The 24900-nt window shown below is 64.8% G+C and carries 3 protein-coding genes (1 of these 3 cut by a window edge); all 3 read left to right on the forward strand.

The genetic code is table 11. The features are described from left to right. Tightly spaced (each overlapping or abutting the next), the 3 genes in view from HU767_RS22890 to HU767_RS22900 form a layout consistent with a single transcriptional unit that may run on beyond the window. Positions 1 to 12570 (forward strand): non-ribosomal peptide synthase/polyketide synthase, encoded by a 12570-nt coding sequence (locus HU767_RS22890; RefSeq protein ID WP_186730529.1) that lies wholly within the window; start codon positions 1 to 3, stop codon positions 12568 to 12570. Continuing rightward, a complete protein-coding gene (locus HU767_RS29090; protein WP_186730530.1) occupies positions 12571 to 23658 on the forward strand; it encodes a non-ribosomal peptide synthetase in 11088 nt (3695 codons plus the stop codon). After that, positions 23658 to 24900, forward strand: the 5' portion of a protein-coding gene (locus HU767_RS22900; protein ID WP_186730531.1) for a non-ribosomal peptide synthase/polyketide synthase. Its footprint extends 11267 nt past the window's final position; 1243 of the gene's 12510 nt are visible here — the first part of the coding sequence; the start codon lies at positions 23658 to 23660; its stop codon lies beyond the right edge, outside the window. The genes HU767_RS29090 and HU767_RS22900 overlap by 1 nt, the downstream gene beginning before the upstream one ends.

Here is a 24900-nt window from a genome sequence, read left to right on the forward strand (position 1 = left end):
ATGAATGCTGAAGACGCCTTGAAACTTGCTCGCCGGTTTATCGGGTTGCCCTTGGAAAAGCGCCGGATGTTCCTGGCCGCGTTGGCCAAGGAGGGCGTGGAGTTCAGCGGGTTTCCCATTCCCCAGGGCGTCGAGGCCGAGGACCGCCAGGCGTTGTCCTATGCCCAGCAGCGCATGTGGTTTCTCTGGCAACTGGAGCCGGACAGCGGCGCCTACAACCTGCCCGGGGCGGTGCGGCTCAAGGGCGCGTTGAGCCTGCCTGCGCTGGAGCAAGCCTTCGCCAGCCTGGTGGCCCGTCATGAAACCCTGCGCACGGTGTTCCAGCGCCAGGCCGACGACAGCCTCCTGCAAGTGCCCTCCAGCGCCGCACTGGTGATCGGGCACAAGGACTTCAGCGCCTTGCCGGTTGCCGAGCGCGAGCAGGCGGTGCGCCAGGCCGCCGAAGCCCAATCGCTGCAGCCCTTCGACCTGTCCAGCGGCCCGTTGCTGCGGATCGAACTGCTCAAGCTCGATGATCAAGAGCACGTGCTGCTGCTGACCTTGCATCACATCGTCTCGGACGGCTGGTCGATGAACGTGCTGATCGACGAATTCATTCGCTGCTATGACGCCCATGAGGCGGGGGTGGAACCACAACTGGCCGACTTGCCGATCCAGTACAGCGACTATGCCTTGTGGCAGCGCCGCTGGCTGGAAGCCGGCGAGCTGCAACGTCAACTCGATTACTGGCAAGCGCAACTGGGCGACGAACATCCGGTGCTGGAGCTTCCTATCGATTATCCACGCCCGGTGCTGCCGAGTTATCGCGGTCGTCGCCTGGAACAGGTGGTGGACGCGGCGCTGGTCGAGCAACTGCGCGGCGTTGCCCGCCAGCATGGGGTCACGTTATTCATGCTGCTACTGGGGACGTTCAATGTCCTGCTGCACCGCTACACCGGGCAAGACGACTTGCGCGTCGGCGTCCCGATCGCCAACCGCAACCGCCGGGAAATCGAAGGGCTGATTGGTTTCTTCGTCAACACCCAGGTATTGCGGGTGCAACTGGATGGCCGGACGCGCCTCGGCGACCTGTTGCATGACATCAAGGAAACCGCCCTCGGCGCCCAGGCCCACCAGGATCTGCCCTTCGAACGGCTGGTCGAGGCGCTGAAACTTGAGCGCAGCCTCAGCTACAACCCGTTGTTCCAGGTGATGTACAACCACCAGCCGGAAGTGGCCGACGTCACCACGCTGAAAGTCGGCAGCGGTCTGGAGCTGGGGGTCATCGAATGGGAAAGCCGCAGCACCCAGTTCGACTTGAGCCTGGACACCTACGAAAAGGGCGGACAGTTGCATGCGGCGTTCACCTACGCCAGTGACTTGTTCAACCCCGACACCATCGAGCGTATGGCGCGGCATTGGACGCTGCTGTTGCGCAACATCGTCAACGACCCGCAGCAGCGCGTCGGCGAGCTTGCGTTGTTGGCGCCGGCCGAATATCGGCAGTTAGTCATGGATTGGGGGCGTCACGACGCGACCTGGCCGAGTGATCGCCCGGTGCATGAGCTGTTCGAGGTGCAAGCTGAACGCAGCCCGGATGCCGTCGCCTTGATCTGCGATGGACAACGATTGAGCTATGGCGAGCTCAACGCCCGTTCCAACTGCCTGGGGCGCACGTTGGTGGCGGCGGGCGTCGGTCCGGACGTGCTGGTGGGCATCGCCGTCGACCGGAGCCCGGACCTGGTGGTGGCCATTCTCGCCGTGCTCAAGGCCGGTGGTGCCTACGTGCCGCTGGACCCCCAATACCCGGTCGATCGCCTGCGCTTCATGATCGAAGACAGCGCCAGCCGTTTGCTCTTGAGCCAAAGCCATTTGCTTGAACGGCTGCCGGTGCCCGACGGCGTGCGTTGCCTGTGCCTGGATCAGGCCGAGTCCTGGGTAAACGCTGAACCCGGCAATCTGCAACGCAAGGTGTGGGTCGATAGCCTGGCCTACGTCATGTTCACGTCCGGCTCGACGGGGCGCCCGAAAGGTGTCGGTATCAGCCACGGCGCGCTGAGCAAGCATGGGTTCGCCTCGCAGCACTATTACGGCTTGAGCAGCGCTGATTGTGTGCTGCAATTCGCGACCTTCAACTTTGATGCTTTTGGCGAGCAGCTGTTCGGTCCGCTGACCTGCGGCGCCTCGGTGGTGTTGCGCGGCAACGAGGTGTGGGACAGCGAAACCCTGTACCGCCAGATCGTCGAGCAGGGCATCACGGTCATGGACTTGACCACTGCCTACTGGAACATGATCGCCAAGGAATTTGCCGCTGTCGGTCCGCGTGACTATGCGGCGCTGCGCCAGGTCCACAGTGGCGGTGAAGCCATGCCGCCCGAAGGCGTACAGGCCTGGCGCCGGGCCGGGCTGGAGCAGGTCAAGCTGCTCAACACCTACGGTCCGACCGAGGCCACGGTCACGGCCACCACCCTGGATTGCAGCGATTACGTCTTCAATCGTCGGCCGCTGCCGCTGACCTTGCCCATTGGTCAACCGCTTCCTGGCCGGCATACCTATCTGCTGGACGCGCATCTGGCGCCCACGCCGGTTGGGGTAACCGGCGAGCTGCTGATTGGCGGCGAGTTGCTGGCGCGTGGTTACTTCCAGCGTCCGGCCTTGACCGCTGAACGTTTCATTCCCGATCCGTTTTCCACCACGGGTGCGCGCCTGTATCGCACCGGCGACTTGGCGCGCTTCAATGCCTTGGGCCAAATCGAATACGTGGGCCGCGTAGATCATCAAGTGAAGATCCGCGGCTTGCGCATCGAACTGGGCGAAATCGAAGCGCGCCTGCTGGAACTGGAGGCGGTCAGCGACGCCGTCGTACTGGCGGTGCAAGGTGGCAGCAGCCTGCAACTGGTGGGTTACGTGGTGCCCAAGGATGCAACGCTGGTGTCGGCCTCGGCGGATGAACAGGGCGCTGCGCGGGAATCCCTCAAGGCGCAACTCAAGGACTGCGTGCCAGACTACATGGTCCCGACCCAATGGTTGTTCCTTGGGCAATTGCCGCTGAGTCCCAACGGGAAGCTCGACCGCAAGGCCCTGCCTTCAGCCGATGCCAGCCAACTGCAACAGGCCTTTATCGCCCCTCGCAGCGAACTGGAGCGAGGCATCGCGGCGATCTGGCAGGACGTGCTCAAGCTTGAACAGGTCGGCTTGACCGACAACTTCTTCGAGCTGGGCGGTGACTCGATCATCTCGATCCAGGTGGTCAGCCGCTCGCGGCAGGCCGGGATCCATTTCACCCCCCGTGACCTGTTCCAGCATCAAACCGTGCAAGGCCTGGCGAGCGTCGCGCAACAAGGCGGCAGCGAGCTGCAGATCGATCAGGGACCGGTCAGCGGCGAACAGCCGTTGCTGCCCATCCAGCAGATGTTTTTCGAGGAGGCGATTGCCCAGCGCCACCACTGGAACCAGGCCGTCTTGTTGCGCAGCCATCTACCCTTGCAGGCACCCGCGCTGCTGCAGGCGCTCAACGCCGTGTTGGCGCATCACGATGCCTTGCGTTCGCGCTTCGTCGAAACCCCGGCGGGCTGGCGGGCCGAGGTGGCGCCGATCGTGGTCGATCCTGAGGTGTTGTGGACGGCGGACAACCTGAGCGCCGCTGAGCTGCAAGACTTCTGTGCCAAGGCCCAGTGCAGCCTCGGCCTGCACAACGGCCCGTTGCTGCGTGCGGTGCTGGCGAGCATGGCCGATGGCAGCCAGCGTCTGTTATTGGCCGTGCACCACCTGGCCGTGGACGGTGTGTCGTGGCGCATCCTGTTGGAAGACCTGCAACGGGCTTATCAACAGGCCAGCGTCGGCGCCGCCGTCAAGCTGCCGGCCAAGACCAGCGCCTATAAAGCCTGGGGTGAGCATTTGCAGGCCTACGCCACGACCGAAAACGTTCAGTCCGAGCTAACGTTCTGGCAGCAACAACTGCAAGGCGCTGTCGTGGATCTGCCATGGGATAACCCCCAAGGCAGCCGACAAAGCCGTTACGCCAAAGTGCTGCACAGCCGTCTCGACAAAACCCTCACTCAGCAACTGCTGCAACAGGCGCCCGCGGCGTATCGCACCCAGGTCAACGATCTGTTGCTAACCGCCCTGGCGCGGGTGATCTGTCGCTGGACCGGCCACGTCGACACCTTGATCCAACTGGAAGGCCATGGCCGCGAAGAGTTGTTCAGTGGCGTCGACCTGACTCGTACGGTCGGCTGGTTTACCAGCCTGTTCCCTGTGCGCCTCACACCGGCGGATGGCGTGGCCGCCACGATCAAGCAGATCAAGGAGCAACTGCGGGCGATCCCGAACAAGGGCATCGGTTTCGGCGTGTTGCGCTACCTGGGTGACGAGGCGGCGCAAGCCTGTCTCAAGGCCTTGCCATTGCCGTGCATCACCTTCAATTACCTCGGCCAGTTCGACGGCAGTTTCGATGCCCGGGAGGGGGCGTTGTTCAGCCCGGCGGGGGAAAGCGCCGGGCGCGAGCAGAGCCTTGATGCGCCCCTGGACAACTGGCTGGGTGTCGAAGGCCAGGTCTATGACGGCGCGCTCGACTTGCGTTGGACGTTCAGCCATGAGCAATTCGACGAGGCGACCATCGCCCGCCTGGCCGATGACTATACCCGCGAGCTGGAAGCGCTGATTGGCCATTGCTGCCAGGCCGATGCCATGGGCACCACGCCGTCGGATTTCCCGCTGGCGCGCATCACCCAGGCGCAGTTGGACGCGATCCCAGTGCCGGCGACCGCTATCGAAGACATTTATCCACTGTCGCCAATGCAGCAAGGCATGCTGTTTCACACCCTGTACGAGCAGGGCACCGGGACCTACATCAACCAGTTGTGCGTGGATGTCGATGGCCTGGACCCCGAGCGTTTCCGCGCGGCGTGGCAGGCGACAATGGATGCCCACGAAATCCTGCGCAGCGGTTTCATCTGGCAGGGCGAGTTGCAGCAACAGTTGCAGATCATCCACCGCCGCCTGGCGCTGCCCTACACACTGCTCGATTGGCGTCAACGCCGTGACGTCGACCAGGCTCTCAAGGATTTCATTGCCGCTGATCTGGCCATGGGCTTCGACCTGACCCAGGCTGGGCTGCTGCGGGTCACGCTGATTCAACTGAGCGATGAGCGTCATCATCTGATCTTCACTAACCACCATATTTTGATGGATGGCTGGAGCAGCGCGCAGATGCTCGGTGAAGTGCTGCAACGCTATGCCGGTCAACAGCCGCCGCGGCCGGTCAGCCGCTATGCCGATTACATCCAGTGGTTGCAGCGCCAGGACGCCGCCCTCAGCGAAGCGTTCTGGCTGGCGCAACTGGCCGATCTCCAGGAGCCGACGGTATTGGCGAACGCTGCGGCGGCGGGTGGCGAGGTGCGCCGCGAAAGCGGTCACGCCCTCAGGCATTACCAACTGGATGCGTCGGGTACGGGCCGTCTCAACGCCTTCGCCCGTCAGCAGAAAGTCACCGTCAACACCCTGGTGCAAGCGGCGTGGCTGTTGCTGTTGCAGCGCTATACCGGCAGCGACTGCGTGGCGTTCGGCACCACCGTGGCCGGGCGGCCCGCAGAGCTGGTTGGCATCGAGCAACAGGTCGGCCTGTTCATCAACACCTTGCCAGTGATCGCGGGCTCGCGTCCGGACCAGACCGTCGCGGCCTGGCTGGCCGCCGTACAGGCCCGGAACCTGAGCCTGCGTGAGTTCGAGCACACGCCACTGGCGAGCGTCCAGCGCTGGGCCGGGCAGGGCGGGGGCGCGCTGTTCGACAGCCTGCTGGTGTTCGAAAACTTCCCGATTTCCGCGGCGTTGCAACACGGCACCGCCCAAGGCGTGGTGTTCGGCGAAGTCGCCAACCAGGATCAGACCCACTACCCGCTGACCCTGGGCGTGACCCTGGGTGAGACGCTGGCCCTGCACATGAGTTTCGACCAGGCGCATTTCAGCGTTGCAACCATTGAGCGCTTGAGTGCGCAGTTGCTGCTCCTGCTGGAGCGGTTTGCCGAAACCGCCGAGCGTCGCCTCGGCGAGATCGCCCTGGCCAATGACGAGGAGCACAGCGGGCAACAGGCCGCCAATCATCCGCAGCCGTACCCGACCGACATCCCCGTACATCAACGCATTGCCGATCTGGCGGCGCACAAGCCCCACGCCACGGCAATGATCTTCGACGGCCAGCGTTTCAGCTATGGCGACATCGACCGTCGCGCCAACCGCCTGGCCCACAAGCTCATCGAACTGGGCGTGGGGCCGGAAACCCGCGTTGGCGTGGCCCTGCCGCGCAGCGAAGGGGTGATCGTCGCGCTGCTGGCGGTGCTTAAGGCCGGCGGCGCCTATGTGCCGCTGGACACCAGCTACCCACGGGAACGCCTGGCGTACCTGATCGAGGATTCCGGGCTGGCGCTGTTGCTCACCGACTCCCGGGTGTCGGCGCAATTACCGCTGGAGGGTGCCGACCAGGTGCTGGAGCTCGATCGCCTGGACCTGAGCCAGCAACCGAGCAACGCCCCAGCCGTGTGTATCGATCCGCAGAACCTGGCCTACGTCATCTACACCTCCGGCTCCACCGGCAACCCCAAAGGCGTGAGCGTGGCCCACGGTCCGCTGGCGATGCACTGCCAGGCCATCGGCGAGCGCTACGAGATGCGCGACAGTGATTGCGAATTCCATTTCATGTCCTTCGCCTTCGACGGTGCCCATGAGCGCTGGCTCACCAGCCTGACCCACGGCGCCTCGCTGCTGATTCGCGACGACAGCCTGTGGACCCCGGAACAGACCTACAACGCCATGGGCGAGCACGGCGTGACGGTGGTGGCGTTCCCGCCGGTGTACCTGCAGCAGCTGGCCGAACACGCCGAACGCGAGGGCAACCCGCCGAAGGTGCGTATCTACTGCTTCGGCGGCGATGCGGTGCCCAACGCCAGCTTCGAACGGGTCAAGCGTGCCCTCGACCCGGACTACATCATCAACGGCTACGGCCCGACCGAAACCGTGGTCACCCCGCTGATCTGGAAGGCTGGCCGCGATGTAGCGTGCGGCGCCGCCTATGCGCCCATCGGCAGCCGCATCGGTGACCGCAGCGCCTACGTGCTCGACGCTGACTTGAACCTGCTGCCCCAAGGCATGGCCGGCGAGCTGTACCTGGGCGGCAGCGGCCTGGCGCGGGGTTACCTGAACCGTCCGGGCCTGACCGCCGAGCGATTTGTCGCCGACCCGTTCAGTCGCAGCGGAGGCTTGCTCTACCGCACCGGCGACCTGGTGCGCCAACGCGCCGATGGCACTTTTGATTACCTGGATCGTATCGACAATCAAGTGAAGATCCGTGGCTTCCGCATCGAGCTGGGGGAAGTCGAAGCCAGCCTGCAAGCCCTTGAAGGCGTGCGCGAAGCGGTTGTCGTGGCGCAGGAAGGTGCTGCTGGCAGCGGCAAGCGCCTGGTCGCCTATGTGGTGGCCAATGAGGCCGTGCAAAAGGATTTCGCCGAGCACCTGCGCGAACAACTCAAGACGACATTGCCGGCGCACATGGTACCGGCCTATCTGCTGCTGCTCGATCGCCTGCCGCTGACCCCCAACGGCAAGCTCGACCGCAAGAACCTGCCCAAGCCCGACGTCAGCCAATTGCAGCAATCCTACGTGGCCCCGGGCAGCGCGCTGGAGCAGCAACTGGTGTCGATCTGGCAGGACGTGCTCAAACTTGAACGCGTGGGCCTGCGGGACAACTTCTTCGAACTGGGCGGCGATTCCATCGTCTCGATCCAAGTGGTTAGTCGCGCGCGGCTGGTCGGTATCCACTTCACGCCGAAGGATCTGTTCCAGCACCAGACCATCGAGGCGCTGGCCGCCGTGGCACAGACGGGCGCGCGACTGCAATTGATCGACCAGCAACCTGCGACCGGCGAAACCGCACTGCTGCCGATTCATCAATGGTTCTTCGCCCAGCCGATCCCCGACCGCCATCACTGGAACCAGTCGGTGATGCTCAAGCCGACCCAGGCCCTCGATCCCCAGGCATTGGAGCGGGCCTTGGGTGCGCTGGTCGTGCACCACGACAGCCTGCGCCTGGACTTCATCGAGCAGGACGAACGCTGGACCGCGCGTTATCGCGATGTCGAGGCGCAGGCCGCCGACACGCTGCTCTGGCAAGCCGATGTCGCCGATCTCGCCGCACTCGAAGTGCTGAGCAACCAGGCCCAGCGCAGCCTGCGACTGGCGGGCGGGCCGCTGATCCGCGCACTGCTGGCGAACCTCGCCGATGGCACCCAGCGGCTGTTGCTGATCGTCCATCACCTGGTGGTGGACGGTGTGTCCTGGCGGATACTGTTCGAAGACCTGCAAAGCGCTTATCGCCAGACCCTCGCTGGCGCGGCGGTGCAACTGCCGGCCAAGACCAGCGCGGTCAACGCCTGGACCGCTGCGTTGCAGGACTATGCCGCCGGTGCGCCCTTGCAGGCCGAGTTGGGCTTTTGGCAGCGGCAGTTACAGGGCGCCTCGGCGAGCTTGCCGTGGGACAACCCCGAGGGTGGGCAACAACAGGGGCAAGCCGTGACGATCCGCACGGCACTGGACAAGAACCTCACCCGGCAATTGCTGCAGCAAGCACCGGCGGCCTATCGCACCCAGGTCAACGATCTGCTGCTGACGGCGTTGGCGCGGGTGATGGTGCGCTGGACCGGCGCTGACAGTGTGCTGCTGCAACTTGAAGGCCATGGCCGTGAAGAGCTGTTCGAGCACATCGACCTGACCCGCACGGTCGGCTGGTTCACCAGCCTGTTCCCGGCCCGATTGACGCCGGTAGCGGATGACCTTGGCGCCTCGCTGAAGCAGATCAAGGAACAACTGCGGGCCATCCCCAACAAGGGCATTGGCTTCGGGGCCTTGGCGCACCTGGGCGATGACGCCGCACGTCAAACCCTGCAAGCCTTGCCGAAACCGCAACTGACGTTCAACTACCTCGGCCAGTTCGACGGCAGTTTCGATACGGCCGCCGATGCCTTGTTCGTCCCGACCACAGAGCGCGGCGGCGAGGAAGTGAACCTGCAAGGCCCGTTGGGCAGCCCGCTAGCCCTCGACGGCCAAGTGTTTGGCGGCGAGCTGGACTTGAGCTGGACCTTCAGCGGTGAGCTGTTCAATACCGCGACCATCCAGCGCCTGGCGGATGACTATCTGCAAGAGCTCACTGCGCTCATCGTCCATTGCTGCGACAGTCACAGCCGGGGCGTGACGCCGTCGGATTTCCCGTTGGCGCGGCTGACCCAGGCGCAACTGGATACGCTGGTCCCAGCCCCCCAAGCCATCGACGACCTCTACCCGTTGTCGCCGATGCAGCAAGGCATGCTGTTCCATTCCTTGCTCGGGCAGGGCAGCGGCGACTACATCAACCAGATGCGCCTCGACGTCGACGGTCTCGATCCGCAGCGTTTTCACGCCGCCTGGCAAGCGGTGGTCGATGCCCATGACATCCTGCGTACCGGGTTCTTCTGGCAGGGCGACCTGGAGCAGCCAGTGCAAATCGTCCAGCGTCAGGTCGAGGTGCCGTTCCGTGTGCTCGACTGGAACGGGCGGACGGAGATTGAGGGTGCCTTGCAAACCCTCGCCGATGAAGAGCGGTCCCAAGGCGTGGACCTGACCCAGGCGCCGCTGATGCGCCTGGTGCTGGTGCGCACGGCGACTGATCGGCATCACCTGATCTACACCAACCATCACATCCTGATGGATGGCTGGAGCAGCGCGCAGTTGTTCGGCGAAGTGTTGCAGCACTACCGCGGCGACAGCGTGGCCCGCCCGGCTGGCCGTTATCGCGATTACATCGCCTGGCTGCAACGCCAGGACGCGAGCCTCGGCGAAGGGTTCTGGATGCAACAATTGCGCACGCTGGATGAGCCGGTGCGCCTGGCCCAGGTGTTTGCGCGCCCGGCCCAGGACGTCTCGGCGAACCTGTACGGTCATCATCATGTGCAACTGGATGCGCAGCAGACCCAACGCCTGGCCGAATTCGCCCGCCAATCCAAAGTGACCGTCAATACCCTGGTGCAAGCGGCCTGGCTGTTGCTCTTGCAGCGCTACACCGGCAAAGCCAGCGTGGCGTTCGGCGCGACGGTGGCGGGGCGGCCGGCGGACCTGGTGGGCGTCGAGGGCCAGATCGGCCTGTTCATCAACACCTTGCCGGTCATCGCCAGCCCGCGTCCGGAACAGACGCTGGGCGACTGGCTGCACAGCGTCCAGGCGCAGAACCTGGCCTTGCGCGAGTTCGAGCATACGGCGTTGTTCGATATCCAGCGCTGGGCCGGGCTGGGCGGCGAAGCGTTGTTCGACAACATCCTGGTGTTCGAGAACTACCCGATTTCCGAAGCCCTGGAGCACGGTGCGCCTGACGGCTTGCGTTTCGGTGCCGTGGATAACCTGGAACAGACCAACTACCCGCTGACCCTGCTGGTCAGCCTTGGTGCCGAGCTGGCGGTGCAGTTCAGCTACCAGTGCGCCAGTTTCGCCCCGGCCTCGGTCGAGCAGATCGGTGCGCATCTGCGGCGCTTGCTGCTGCAAATGACCGCCGGCACGCAACGGCCCCTGGGGGAGCTGAGCTTGCTCGACAGCGGTGAAACCCACCAGCAGGTGCAAGGCTGGAACGCCACCGCCGCCGCTTATCCGGATGAGCATTGCGTCCATCGCCTGTTCGAGGCCCAGGCCCGCCGAACGCCGGATGCCACCGCGCTGGTGTTCGCTGAACAGGCGCTGAGCTACGCCGAACTCAACGTCCGGGCCAACCGCCTGGCCCATCGCTTGATCGAGCAAGGCGTCGGGCCCGATCAATTGGTCGGCGTCGCCCTGGAGCGTGGCGTGGAGATGATTGTCGCCTTGCTGGCCATCCTCAAGGCCGGTGGCGCCTACGTGCCGCTCGACCCGCAGTACCCGGCCGACCGGCTGGCGCACATGATCGAAGACAGCGGCATCGAACTGCTGCTGACCCAACGTTCGCAGCTCAACCAGCTACCGCTGTCCTGTGGGAGCGAGCCTGTGGGAGCAAAGCTTGCTCGCGATGGCGGTGGTTCAGTCAATGGTGATGGTGGGTGTGCCGACGCTATCGCGAGCAGGCTCGCTCCCACAGGAGTTTGCGTTAACACGCTGGTGTTGGATCAGGGGGATGACTGGCTCGACGGTTATGCCGACGAGGCGCCGGCGACGCGCCTGGATGCGGAGCACTTGGCCTACGCCATCTACACCTCGGGTTCCACTGGCAAACCCAAGGGCGTGATGGTACGGCATGGGGCGCTGGTGAATTTCGTCGCGAGTATGGTCCGCGAACCGGGTATCGCCGCCAGTGATCGGGTGCTGTCACTGACCACGTTCTCGTTCGACATCTTCGGCCTGGAACTCTATGGCGCGCTGCTGAGCGGTGCCTGCGTGGTGTTGGTGGACAAGCAGAGTGCCCACGACCCCGAGACGTTGCTCAAGACCATCGACCAGCAACAGGTCAGCGTGGTCCAGGCCACGCCATCGACCTGGCGCATGCTGCTCGACCACCCGGCGTCCGCCTTGCTGGCCGGGCGCAAATGCCTGTGCGGTGGCGAGGCGTTGGCCGAGGACCTGGCGGAGCGGTTGCTGGATGTCGCCGGCGAAGTCTGGAACCTGTACGGCCCGACCGAAACCACCATCTGGTCGGCGGTCTACCGCTTGACCGCCGAGCAGCGCCTGCCGTACCTCGGCCGGCCGATTGCCAACACGTCGCTGCATATCGTCGGCGATCACTTCGCGCCGAACCCGGTCGGGCTCATCGGCGAACTGTTGATTGGCGGCGACGGCCTGGCCCGGGGTTACCACGACCGTGCGGCGCTCACCGCCGAGCGCTTCCTGCCGGACCCGTTCGGCAACGGCGCACGGGTGTACCGCACCGGTGACCTGGCGCGCCAGCGGGGCGACGGCGTGATCGAGTACATCGGCCGGGTCGATCATCAGGTGAAGATCCGCGGTTTCCGCATCGAACTGGGGGAAATCGAAGCCTGCCTGCTGGCCCAGGCGTCGATCCGCGAAGCGGTGGTGGTGCCGCAACAAGGGCCGGGCGGCCTGCAGTTGGTGGCATACCTGATCGCCGCGCATCCACAAACGGCGGAACCGGCGGCCCTGCGCGACGCCCTCAAGGCCCAGCTCGCGCCTTTACTGCCCGACTACATGATGCCGGCGCACTGGCTGTTGCTCGAACGCTTCCCGCTGACCCCCAACGGCAAGCTCGACCGCAAGGCTTTGCCGCTGCCGGACGCCCAGCAACTGCTGCGTGCCTACGTGGCGCCCGAGGGCGCGCTGGAGCAGGACATCGCCGCCATCTGGCAAGACGTGCTCAAGCTCGAGCGAGTAGGGCGCGACGACAACTTCTTTGAACTGGGTGGGCATTCCCTGCTGGCGACGCAAGCGACGGCGCGCCTGCAAATGCAGCAAGGCGCCGCGGTGCCCCTGGACTTGCTGTTCAGCACCCCATCCCTGGCCGACTACGCCGCGCAACTGGCGGCCCACCTGAGCCCTCACTCCAGCGACGACCTGAGTGAGATGCATGATTTCCTGGCAGACCTGGAGACCCTTTGAATGACTCAGCTCGATAACCTGTCTCTGGTTCAGCGATTCATCCGTTTACCGCTCGCCCAACGGCAAGCGTTCCTGCACAAGCTGCACAGCAAGAACATGAGCCTGGCGACGTTGCCGATCCCGGCGATGCGCGACGAGTTCGCGACGCTCGACCTGTCCTACGCCCAGGAACGCCAGTGGTTCCTCTGGCAACTGGACCGCCACAGCGCGGCCTACCACGTGCCCACGGCGCTGCGCCTGCGCGGCGCCCTCGACCTGTCGGCGCTGCAATGCAGTTTCGACGCCTTGCTGGCCCGTCACGACGTGCTGCGCACGGTCTTCATCGACAGCCCGGAGGGCCCCCAACAAGTGGTGCAGGCCCACTTGAGCCTGGCGATCGAACCCCAGGTGGTGTCGGGGCCAGCGGATGAGGCTGCGCTCAAGGCCCTGATCGATGATGAAATCGCTGGATTGTTCGACCTGCAACAGGGGCCGCTGCTGCGGATCAAGCTGCTGCAACTCGCCGCGGACGATCATGTGCTGGTGCTGACCCAGCACCACATCATTTGCGACGGTGCGTCGGCGCAGATCATGGTCAATGACCTGGTCCAGCTCTACGCCGCTCACCGCAGCGGTCAGACGCCGACCCTGGCGCCTTTGCCGATCCAATACGCCGACTATGCGATCTGGCAGCGCAAATGGATGGAGGCCGGCGAGCTGGAGCGGCAACTGGCCTATTGGACCGAACGACTGGGGGACGGCGGCGAAGTCCTGCCGTTGCCAACGGATCGCCCGCGCCCGGCGGTGCAGAGCCATCGCGGCGCACGCCTGGACCTGACCGTTGACGCCGGGCTGACCCAGGGCCTGAAGCAATTGGCCCAGCGCGAAGCCTCGACGCTGTTCATGGTCTTGCTGGCGTCGTTCCAGGCCTTGTTGCACCGCTATAGCGGCCAATCGGACATCCGTGTCGGCGTACCGGTGGCCAACCGTAATCGCCCGGAAACCGAAGGCCTGATCGGATTTTTCGTCAACACCCAAGTGCTTAATGCCCAGGTGCGCGGCGACCTGCCTTTCGACCAATTGCTGGCGCAGGTCAAACAGGCTTCGCTGGGCGCGCAGGCCCATCAAGACCTGCCGTTCGAGCAGTTGGTGCAGGCACTGGCACCCCAGCGGCAGGCGAGCCACAGCCCGCTGTTCCAGGTGATGTTCAACCACCAGAGTGGCGGCGCGGCCCAGGCCCTGCAACTGCCGGGGCTGCAGGTCGAGAGCCTCGACTGGAGTTCCCACACCGCCCAGTTCGACTTGACCCTCGACACTCACGAAACCCACGGTGAACTGGGCGCATCCCTGAGCTACGCCACTGACCTGTTCGACGCCAGCACCGTGCAGCGCCTGGCCGAACACTGGCTGAACTTGCTGCACGGCATCGTCGCCAATCCCGGCCAACGTATCGGTGAATTGCCGTTGCTGACGGCCACCGAGCAACAGCAACACATCGCCCAATGGAACCCGGCGCCACGCAGCTTCCCGGGCGAGGCCTGCCTGCATCAGCGCATCGCCGAACAGGCGCGCTTGCGTCCCGACGCCATCGCGTTGCGTTTCAACACCCAAACCCTGACCTACGGTGAACTCAACACCCAGGCCAACCGCCGCGCCCATCAGTTGATCGCCCACGGCGTCGGCCCGGATGTACGGGTGGGATTGGCCGCCGAGCGGGGCTTCGACATGCTGGTGGGCCTGCTGGCGATCCTCAAGGCCGGCGGCGCCTACGTGCCGCTGGACCCGACGTATCCCCAGGATCGTCTGGCCTACATGATGCAGGACAGCGGCATTCGTTTGCTGCTGACCCAAGCGGCCCTGGTCGATCAGTTGCCAGTGCCGGAGGGCATGCAGACGCTGCTGCTGGACGCCGATGACAGCGCCTTCGCCGACAGCGATCCGCACGTAGCGATGGACGCTGCGAACCTCGCCTACGTGATCTACACCTCCGGTTCCACCGGTAATCCAAAAGGCACCTTGCTGCCGCACCACAACGTGCTGCGCCTGTTCGAGGCCACCGAATCCTGGTTCAATTTTGGCGCGCAGGATGTCTGGAGCCTGTTCCATTCCTACGCGTTCGACTTCTCGGTCTGGGAAATTTTCGGCGCACTGCTCCACGGTGGCGAGTTGTTGATCGTGCCGTATGACGTCAGCCGCTCACCGCAGCAGTTCCATGAACTGCTCTGCGACGCCGGGGTGACGGTGCTCAACCAGACACCGTCGGCGTTCAAGCAGTTGATGCACGAAGCCTGCGCCGATGACCGGGCCAACGCCTTGCGCTACGTGGTGTTCGGCGGCGAGGCGCTGGACGTCAAGTCCCTGCGCCCGTGGTTCGAGCGCTTCGGCGATGCGGCGCCGCAACTGATCAACATGTACGGGATCACCGAAACCACCGTGCACGTGACCTACCGTCCGCTGTCGATAGCGGACCTGGAACAGGACGCCAGCAGCCCGATTGGCGAGCCGATTGCCGACCTGTCCTGGTACTTGCTGGACGGCGATTTGAACCCGGTACCAAAAGGCTGCATCGGTGAGTTGTACGTGGGTCGCGCCGGCCTGGCCCGGGGCTACTTGAATCGTGGCGACCTCACCGCATTGCGGTTCATCCCCGACCCGTTCGGCGAAAGCGGCGCACGGCTGTACCGCACCGGCGACCTGGCGCAGTACCGCAGCGACGGCGTGATCGAGTACGTCGGTCGCATCGACCACCAAGTGAAAATTCGCGGTTTCCGCATCGAACTGGGCGAGATCGAAGCGCGCCTGAACGCCCTGGATTCAGTGCGCGAAGCGTTGGTGTTGGCCCAGGAAGGGCCGAGCGGCCAGCAACTGGTGGCTTACGTAATCCCGGCACACATCGGCGAGGATGAAGCTGGCCTGCGCGACCAGATCAAGACCCAGCTCAAGGCCGAGCTGCCGGACTACATGGTGCCGACGCACCTGTTGTTCCTCGAACAATGGCCGTTGACCGCCAACGGCAAGCTCGACCGCAAGGCCTTGCCCACCGCCGACGCCAGCCAGGTCCAGCAGGCCTACGTGGCGCCGCGAAGTGAACTGGAACAACAGATCGCGGCGATCTGGCAAGACGTGCTCAAGGTCGAGCGGGTCGGCTTGAGCGATAGCTTCTTCGAACTGGGCGGCCACTCGCTGCTGGCGACGCAGATGGTGTCGCGCATTCGCCAGACCCTCGGCCTGAATCTGCAACTGCGCCAGTTGTTCGAGAACGCCAGCCTTGAGGCTTGTGTGGCGGCGCTGATGGACGGCGACGTGGCACGGCCGGCGAGCATCCCGCGTCTTTCCCGGGACCAGGCACCGTTGCCGTTGTCCTACGCCCAGCAACGCCAGTGGTTCCTCTGGCAGATGGAGCCCGACAGCGCGGCGTACCACATTCCGGCGGCGCTGCGGATTCAGGGCGACCTGGACCTGGAGGCTTTGCAACAGAGTTTCGCCGCCCTGGTGCGGCGCCACGAAAGCCTGCGTACCACCTTCGTCCAGGTCGACGAGCAAGCGTTCCAGGTCATTCACCCACAGATGAACCCGGTGGTAATCCCGCAGATGCTCGAGGGCGGCAATGAACAGATCCAGGCCTTCGTCCGCCAGCAGATCGCCCAGCCCTTCGACCTGCAAAACGGCCCGCTGCTGCGGGTCGGCCTGCTGCGGGTGGCGGCCGACGAGCATGTGCTGGTGCTGACCCAGCACCACATCGTCTCCGATGGCTGGTCGATGCAATTGCTGGTGCAAGAACTGATGCAAGGTTATGCCGCGTGCCGCCAGGGTGAGTCCCTGGCATTGGCCGAGCTGCCGATCCAGTACGCTGATTACGCGGTATGGCAACGTCAGTGGATGGACGCCGGCGAGCGGGAACGGCAACTGGCGTATTGGACCGATGTGCTGGGGGGCGAGCAGCCGTTGTTGGCGCTGCCCACCGACCGGCCGCGCCCGACCCGGCAGAGTTTTGCCGGCGCCCGCCTGGCAATCGACTTGCCGCAGGCCTTGGGCCAACAGCTGCGACAGCTGGCCCAGCGCGAAGGCAGCACGCTGTTCATGGTCTTGCTGGCCTCGTTCCAAGCCTTGCTGCACCGCTACAGCGGCCAGACGGACATTCGTGTCGGCGTGCCCATCGCCAACCGCAACCGGGTGGAAACCGAAGGCCTGATCGGCTTCTTCGTCAACACCCAGGTGCTCAAGGCCGAGGTCGATCCGCAGCAGCGTTTCAGTCAATTGCTGGCGCAGGTCAAACAGGCGGCCATCGGCGCCGAAGCCCATCAGGACCTGCCGTTCGAACAACTGGTCGAAGCCCTGCGGCCTGAACGCAACCTGAGCCACAGCCCGTTGTTCCAGGTGTTGTACAACCACCAGAGCGTGGCTCGCCAGGCACTGCCGGCGCTGCCCGGTCTGGTGATCAAGGCCCAGGAATGGGAAAGCCAGACCGCCCAGTTCGACCTGACCCTCGACACCCTGGAAGCCGAGGGTGAACTCGGTGCGGCGCTGACTTATGCCACTGATTTGTTCGACGCCGGCACCGTGCAGCGCCTCGCGGAACACTGGCTGAACCTGCTGCACGGCATCGTCGCCGATGCCCACCAACGCATCGGTGAATTGCCGTTGCTGACGGCCACCGAGCACCAGCAACACATCATCCAATGGAACCCGGCGCCACGCAGTTTCCCGGGCGAGGCCTGCCTGCATCAGCGCATCGCCGAACAGGCGCGCTTGCGTCCCGACACCATCGCGTTGCGTTGCAACGCCCAAACCCTGACCTACGGCGAACTCAACGCCCAGGCCAACCGCCGCGCCCATCAGTTGATCGCCCACGGCGTCGGCCCGGATGTACGGGTGGGATTGGCCGCCGAGCGGGGCTTCGACATGCTGGTGGGCCTGCTGGCGATCCTCAAGGCCGGCGGCGCCTACGTGCCGCTGGACCCGACGTATCCCCAGGATCGTCTGGCCTACATGATGCAGGACAGCGGCATTCGTTTGCTGCTGACCCAAGCGGCCCTGGTCGATCAGTTGCCAGTGCCGGAGGGCATGCAGACGCTGCTGCTGGACGCCGATGACAGCGCCTTCGCCGACAGCGATCCGCACGTAGCGATGGACGCTGCGAACCTCGCCTACGTGATCTACACCTCCGGTTCCACCGGTAATCCAAAAGGCACCTTGCTGCCGCACCACAACGTGCTGCGCCTGTTCGAGGCCACCGAATCCTGGTTCAATTTTGGCGCGCAGGATGTCTGGAGCCTGTTCCATTCCTACGCGTTCGACTTCTCGGTCTGGGAAATCTTTGGCGCGTTGCTGCATGGCGGTGAGTTACTGATCGTGCCGTATGACATCAGCCGTTCACCGCAGCAGTTCCACGAATTGCTCTGCGATGCCGGGGTGACGGTGCTCAACCAGACACCGTCGGCGTTCAAGCAGTTGATGCACGAAGCCTGCGCCGATGACCGGGCCAACGCCTTGCGTTACGTGGTGTTTGGCGGCGAGGCGCTGGACGTCAAGTCCCTGCGCCCTTGGTTCGAGCGCTTTGGCGATGCCGCGCCGCAACTGATCAACATGTACGGCATCACCGAAACCACCGTGCACGTGACCTACCGTCCGCTATCAGTGGCGGACCTGGAACAGGATGCCAGCAGCCCCATCGGCGAACCGATTGCCGACCTGTCGTGGTACTTGCTGGACGGCGACCTCAATCCGGTGCCGAAAGGCTGCATCGGTGAGTTGTACGTCGGTCGCGCCGGCCTGGCCCGGGGCTACTTGAATCGTGGCGACCTCACCGCGTTGCGGTTCATCCCCGACCCGTTCGGCGAAAGCGGTGCCCGCCTGTACCGCACCGGCGACCTGGCGCAGTACCGCAGCGATGGCGTGATCGAGTACATCGGCCGTATCGACCATCAAGTGAAGATCCGCGGTTTCCGCATCGAACTGGGCGAGATCGAAGCGCGCCTGAACGCCTTGGCTTCGGTGCGCGAAGCGCTGGTGTTGGCCCAGGAAGGGCCGAGCGGCCAGCAACTGGTGGCTTACGTGGTCCCGGCGCACATCGGCGAAGACGAAGCGGGCCTACGCGAGCAGATCAAGACCCAGCTCAAGGCCGAGCTGCCGGACTACATGGTGCCGACGCACCTGTTGTTCCTCGAACAATGGCCGTTGACCGCCAACGGCAAACTCGACCGCAAGGCCTTGCCCACCCCCGACGCCAGCCAGGTCCAGCAGGCCTACGTGGCGCCACGAAGTGAACTGGAACAACAGATCGCCGCGATCTGGCAAGACGTGCTCAAGGTCGAGCGGGTCGGCTTGAGCGATAACTTCTTCGAGTTGGGCGGCGACTCGATTGTCTCCATCCAAGTGGTCAGTCGCGCCCGCCAGGCGGGCATTCGCTTTACTCCCAAAGATTTGTTCCAGCACCAGACCGTGCAGGCGCTGGCAGGTGTCGCCCAGACCGGTGGGGAAGCGTCGGCAATCGATCAGGCGCCGGCTGAAGGATCGACGCCGCTGCTGCCGATCCAACAGGCGTTTTTCGCCGAGGCGATTCCCCAGCGTCACCATTACAACCAGTCGGTGCTGCTGCAACCGGCCAGTCCGTTGCAAGCATCGGTGGTGGAGCAGGCTTTGCAGGCGCTGGTGCTGCACCACGACGCCTTGCGTTTGTCCTTCAATGAAACCGCCGAAGGTTGGCGCGCCGAGCACCGTGAGGTGGCGGCGCAACAGCAAGCTTGGGGGAACGACGGTTTGCTGTGGCAGCGTGACGTGGCCGATGCCAGCGCGCTGGAAACCCTCGCCAATCAGGCCCAGCGCAGCCTCGACCTGCACGCCGGGCCGCTGTTGCGCGGCGTCCTGGCGACCTTGGCCGATGGCAGCCAGCGCCTGTTGCTGGTGGTTCATCACTTGGCGGTGGACGGTGTGTCGTGGCGGATTCTGTTCGACGACCTGCAAACCGCCTACCAGCAGTTGCTCGCCGGCCAAAGGCTGCAACTGCCGGCCAAGACCAGCTCGGTCAAGGTGTTTGCCGAGCAGTTGCAGGCCCACGCCCGCAGCGCGGAACTGCAACAGCAATTGGCCTACTGGCAAGGGCAACTGCACGACGCCCCGACCGACCTGCCGTGCCTCGACCCCGAGGCGATCGGGCAAAACCATGAGGCCGTCACCGTTCATACACGGCTCGACGCGCACTTGACCCGGCAGTTGCTGCAAGAGGCGCCGGCGGCCTATCGCACCCAGGTCAACGACCTGTTGCTCACGGCCCTGGCCCGGGTGATCTGCCGCTGGACCGGCCACGACAGCCTGTTGCTCCAGCTCGAAGGCCATGGCCGCGAAGAGCTGTTCGCCAACGTCGACCTGACTCGCACGGTGGGATGGTTCACCAGCCTGTTCCCGGTGCGGTTGTCGCCGGCCGTCGAACTGGCGGACTCGATCAAGTCGATCAAGCAAGGGCTGCGGACGATTCCCGACAAAGGCGTGGGGTTCGGTGCGCTGCGTTACCTGGGCGACGACGCCAGCCGGGCGGCCCTGGAAGCACTGCCGGTGCCGCGCATCACGTTCAACTACCTCGGTCAGTTCGACGGCAGTTTCGATCAGGACCAAGGCGCGCTGTTCAGCCCGGCCAGCGAAAGCGCCGGTGACGAGCAAAGCCCGCTGACCACCTTGGGCAACTGGCTGACGCTCAACGGCCAGGTGTTCGATGGCGCGCTGCGGTTGGGCTGGACGTTCAGCCAGCGACAGTTCGAGCCGGCGATCATCCAGCAGCTGGCCGATGACTACGCCAGCGAGCTGGCGCTGCTGATCGCCCATTGCTGTGACCCGACGAACCAGGGCATGACGCCGACGGATTTCCCCCTGGCCGGCCTGACCCAGGCGCAGCTCGATGGCCTGGCGCTGTCGGCGCGCGGCGTGGAAGACCTTTACCCGCTGGCACCGATGCAGCAGGGCATGTTGTTCCACAGCCTCTACGAGGCGGGCAGCGGCCAGTACATCAACCAGATGCGCCTGGACATTGAAGGCCTCGACCCCCGGCGTTTCGAGGCGGCCTGGCAAGCGGCGGTCGATGCCCATGACATTCTGCGCAGCAGTTTTATCTGGCAGGGCAGCGAGCGCCCGGTGCAGGTGGTGCACAAGCAGGTGCGCGTGCCATTCACCTCCCTGGACTGGAGCGCCCGCACCGATGCCAGCCAGGCCCTGGACGCACTGGCGGATGCCGAACGCGAGCAGGGCTTCGACCTGGCCTGCGAGCCGTTACTGCGCCTGGTGCTGGTGCGCACCGCCGAGCGGCGTTATCACCTGATTTACACCCATCACCACATCCTGATGGATGGCTGGAGCAACTCGCAGTTGCTCGGCGAGGTGCTGCAACGCTATGACGGCCAGGCCCTGCCGCGCCCGGCCGGGCGCTATCGGGACTACATCGCCTGGCTGCAAGGCCGCGACGCCCAGGCCAGCGAAACCTTCTGGCTGGCGCAACTGCAACCCCTGGAGGCGCCGACGCGTCTGGCCGAGACCCGTTTCGCGCCGCTGCAATCGGCGCTGGAAAGCAGCCACGCCAGCCACTATCACCACCTGACGCCCGAGCAGACCCAGCGCCTGGGTGAGTTCGCCCGCCAGCAGAAAGTCACCCTCAACACCGTCGTCCAGGCGACCTGGCTGTTGCTGCTGCAGCACTACACCGGACACGCCACCGTGGCCTTCGGCGCCACCGTGTCGGGGCGTCCGAGCGAGCTCAAGGGCGTCGAACAGCAGATCGGCCTGTTCATCAACACCTTGCCGGTCATCGCCAGCCCGCGTCCGGAGCAAGCGCTGAGCGAGCTGCTGCTACAGGTCCAAGGCCAGAACGTGGCCTTGCGCGAGCACGAACATACGCCGCTGTTCGAGATCCAGCGCTGGGCCGGGCAGGGCGGCGACGGTTTGTTCGACACCTTGCTGGTGTTCGAAAACTACCCCGTGTCCCAGGCCCTGCAAGAGCAGGCGTCCTCGGGCTTGAGCTTCGGCAGCGTGGCCAGCCAGGAACAGACTAATTTCCCGTTGACCCTGGCCGTCAATCTAACTGACATCCTGAGCCTGCACTTCACCTATGCCCATGCTGCTTTCCCTACACACACCGTCGAGCGCCTGGCTGAGCAGGTGGCACACATGCTCGCGCAGATGGTGAGCCTGCCGGCTGGCGGTTGCGTGGGCGACATCCAACTGCTGGATGCGACGACCCGCGACAGGCTGCTGGGCGACTGGAACGCCACGTCGGTGGTGGAACCGCCTCGGCGCCTGGTTCATCAATGGATCGAGGCCCAGGCCCAAAGCAGCCCCGACGCGGTCGCCCTGGTCAGCGAGCAGGAAACGCTCACTTACGCCGAGCTCAATGCCCGGGCCAATCGCCTGGCCCATGGCTTGATCGAACGCGGCATTGGCCCCGATGTCTTGGTGGGCCTGGCGTTGTCGCGCAGCGTGCAGATGGTCGTCGGCTTGCTGGCAGTGCTCAAGGCCGGTGGCGCCTACGTGCCGCTGGACCCGGCCTATCCCCGGGATCGCCTGGCGTACATGGTCGAGGACAGCGGCATCGCCTTGCTGCTCACTGAAACCGAGGTGCTGCCGCTGTTCGGCGACGCTGCCGTGGCCGCGCTGCTGTTGGATCAACCCGGGCAATGGCTGGCCGGCTACAGCGAGCGCGACCCTGGCGTGGTCATCGACGGCGAAAACCTCGCTTATGTGATCTACACCTCCGGCTCTACCGGCAAGCCCAAGGGCGTGACCTTGCGCCATGCCGCCCTGAGCAACCACATGGCGTGGATGCAAGGTTGCTTGAAACTGACGGCCGCCGACCGCGTCCTGCAGAAAACCGCGATCAGCTTCGATGCCTCGGTCTGGGAGTTCTGGCTGCCGTTGATGAGCGGCGCGCAGCTGGTGCTCGCCAACCCGCACCTGAACCTCGACCTGACCACCCTCTGGGCCGACGTGGCGCGGTGGCGCATCAGCGTGCTGCAAATGGCGCCGTCGCTGTTGCAGGCCTTGCTGCCAGTGGCGACCCGCGAACAGCTGGCCTCCCTGCGCCTGCTGCTGTGCGGTGGCGAAGCCCTCAGCGCGCACCTGTCGCGCCAGGTCATGGCGCTGTTCGAGGGTGAACTGCGCAACCTGTATGGCCCGACCGAAGCGACCATCGACACCAGCAGCCATGCCGTGGTGCGCGACAGCGAGGACGACGCCGAGCGAATCATCGCCATTGGTCGTCCCATCGATAACGTGCGCACCTACGTGCTGGATGCGGCATTGCAGCCTTGCGCCGTGGGCGCCGTCGGCGAGTTGCACATCGCCGGTGATTCCCTGGCCCGTGGTTACCACCAGCGACCGGCCCTGAGCGCCGAGCGTTTCATTCCCGATCCGTTCGCCCCCGTTGCGGGCGGTCGCCTGTATCGCACCGGTGACCTGGCGCGTTATGGCGCGGACGGGGTGATCGAGTACCTCGGCCGGATCGACCATCAAGTGAAGATCCGTGGCCTGCGCATCGAACTGGGGGAAATCGAAGCGCGCCTGCAGGCCGATGCCGAGGTGCGCGATGCGGTGGTGCTGGCGCGGGACGACGTGAGCGGACCGAACCTGGTGGCCTATCTGGTCGGCCAGGACGGCTCCCTGGATTCGGCCAGCCTGGGCGACCGACTCAAGGCGCGACTGGCGGCCCAGGTGCCGGACTTCATGGTGCCGACCCATTGGGTCTTCCTCGACCGCTTGCCGCTGACCCCCAACGGCAAGCTCGATCGCAAGGCCTTGCCGGCACCGGGCACCCGTGCCCTGCAACCGGCTTACCTGGCGCCCCGGAGCGACCTGGAATGCCGGGTCGCGGCGATCTGGCAAGACGTGCTCAAGGTCGAGCAGGTCGGGCTGGGCGACGACTTCTTCGAGCTGGGCGGGCATTCGCTGCTGGTGGTGAGCGTGGTCTCGCGCCTGCAACTGGAACTGGGCCTGACCTTGACCCCGCAACTGATTTTCCAATTCCCGGTACTCGGCGCGTTCGTGGCGCAACTCGAGCCTGCCGGCGAACCCATGAGTACGTCGAAATTGAGCAAGCTTGAAGCGCTGCTCGATGAATTTGAGGAGGTTTGATGGACACCGCTGTCGCACAACGTATTGCCAGGCGCTTCATAACGCTGCCGCTGGAAAAACGTCGCTTGTACTTGCAGAAAATGCTTGAAGAGAACGTTTCCCCGGCGAACCTGCCCATTGCGCCTGTCAGTGCCGAGTTCGACACGTTGTCGCTGTCGTTTGCCCAGGAACGCCAATGGTTCCTCTGGCAGTTGGACCCCGAGAGCGCGGCTTATCACATGCCCACGGCCCTGCGCTTGCGCGGGCCGCTGGACATCGCTGCGCTGGAGCAAAGTTTCACGGCGTTGGTGGCGCGTCACGAGAGCCTGCGCACCACCTTCCAGATCCATGGCGAGCAGGTCGTGCAGCAAGTGCACGCGGCGGCGCCGGTGCGTTTGCAGGCCGACGCCCTGGAACCATTGCCGGACGAGACGCAGCTGCGCCGGTTGATCGAAGCAGAAACTCGCCAGCTCTTCGACCTGCAACAGGGGCCGCTGCTGCGTACGCGCCTGCTGCGGTTGGCGGCGGATGATCACGTGTTGATCGTGACCTTGCACCACATCGTTGCCGATGGCTGGTCGATGCAGGTGATGGTCGAGGAATTGGTCAACGGCTACGCCGCCTTCAGCCAGGGCCGCGCGCTGGAACTACCGGCGCTGCCGATCCAGTACACCGACTACGCCATCTGGCAGCGGCACTGGATGGAAGCGGGCGAGCGCGAACGCCAGTTGGAATACTGGACCGCACGCTTGGGGGGCCAGCAACCGGTGCTGGAACTGCCGACCGATTTCCCCCGTCCGGCGGTGATGAGCTATCGCGGCGCGCGACTGGAGCTCGCCATCGACGGGGTACTGGCCGGCGACCTCAAGCACATGGCCCAGCGTGAGGGCGTCAGCCTGTTCATGATTTTGCTGGCCTCGTTCCAAGCGCTGCTGCATCGCTACAGCGGCCAGAACGACATCCGCGTCGGCGTGCCGACGGCCAACCGCAACCGGGTCGAGACCGAGCGCCTGATCGGCTTTTTCGTCAATACCCAGGTGCAGGGCAGCGATGTGCAGAGCGAGGATGCGTTTGGCGCCTTGCTGCAACAAGTGAAACAGACAGCCCTGGGCGCCCAGGCTCACCAGGAGCTGCCGTTCGAACAATTGGTCGAAGCGTTGCAGCCTGAGCGCAACCTGAGCCACAGCCCGCTGTTCCAAGTGATGTTCAACCACCGGACCCAAGGCCCGGCGGGCGAGGGGCCGGTCGGTGCGTTGAAAGTCG

Origin of the sequence: Pseudomonas sp. SWRI179 (assembly GCF_014268705.1) — a bacterium.
Lineage (GTDB): Bacteria > Pseudomonadota > Gammaproteobacteria > Pseudomonadales > Pseudomonadaceae > Aquipseudomonas > Aquipseudomonas zanjanensis.

What these genes read in the sequence shown, in the direction of transcription:
- HU767_RS22890 (WP_186730529.1), top strand. Translation starts at nt 1, where the DNA reads ATGAATGCTGAAGACGCCTTGAAACTTGCTCGCCGGTTTATCGGGTTG.
- HU767_RS29090 (WP_186730530.1), top strand. Translation starts at nt 12,571, where the DNA reads ATGACTCAGCTCGATAACCTGTCTCTGGTTCAGCGATTCATCCGTTTA.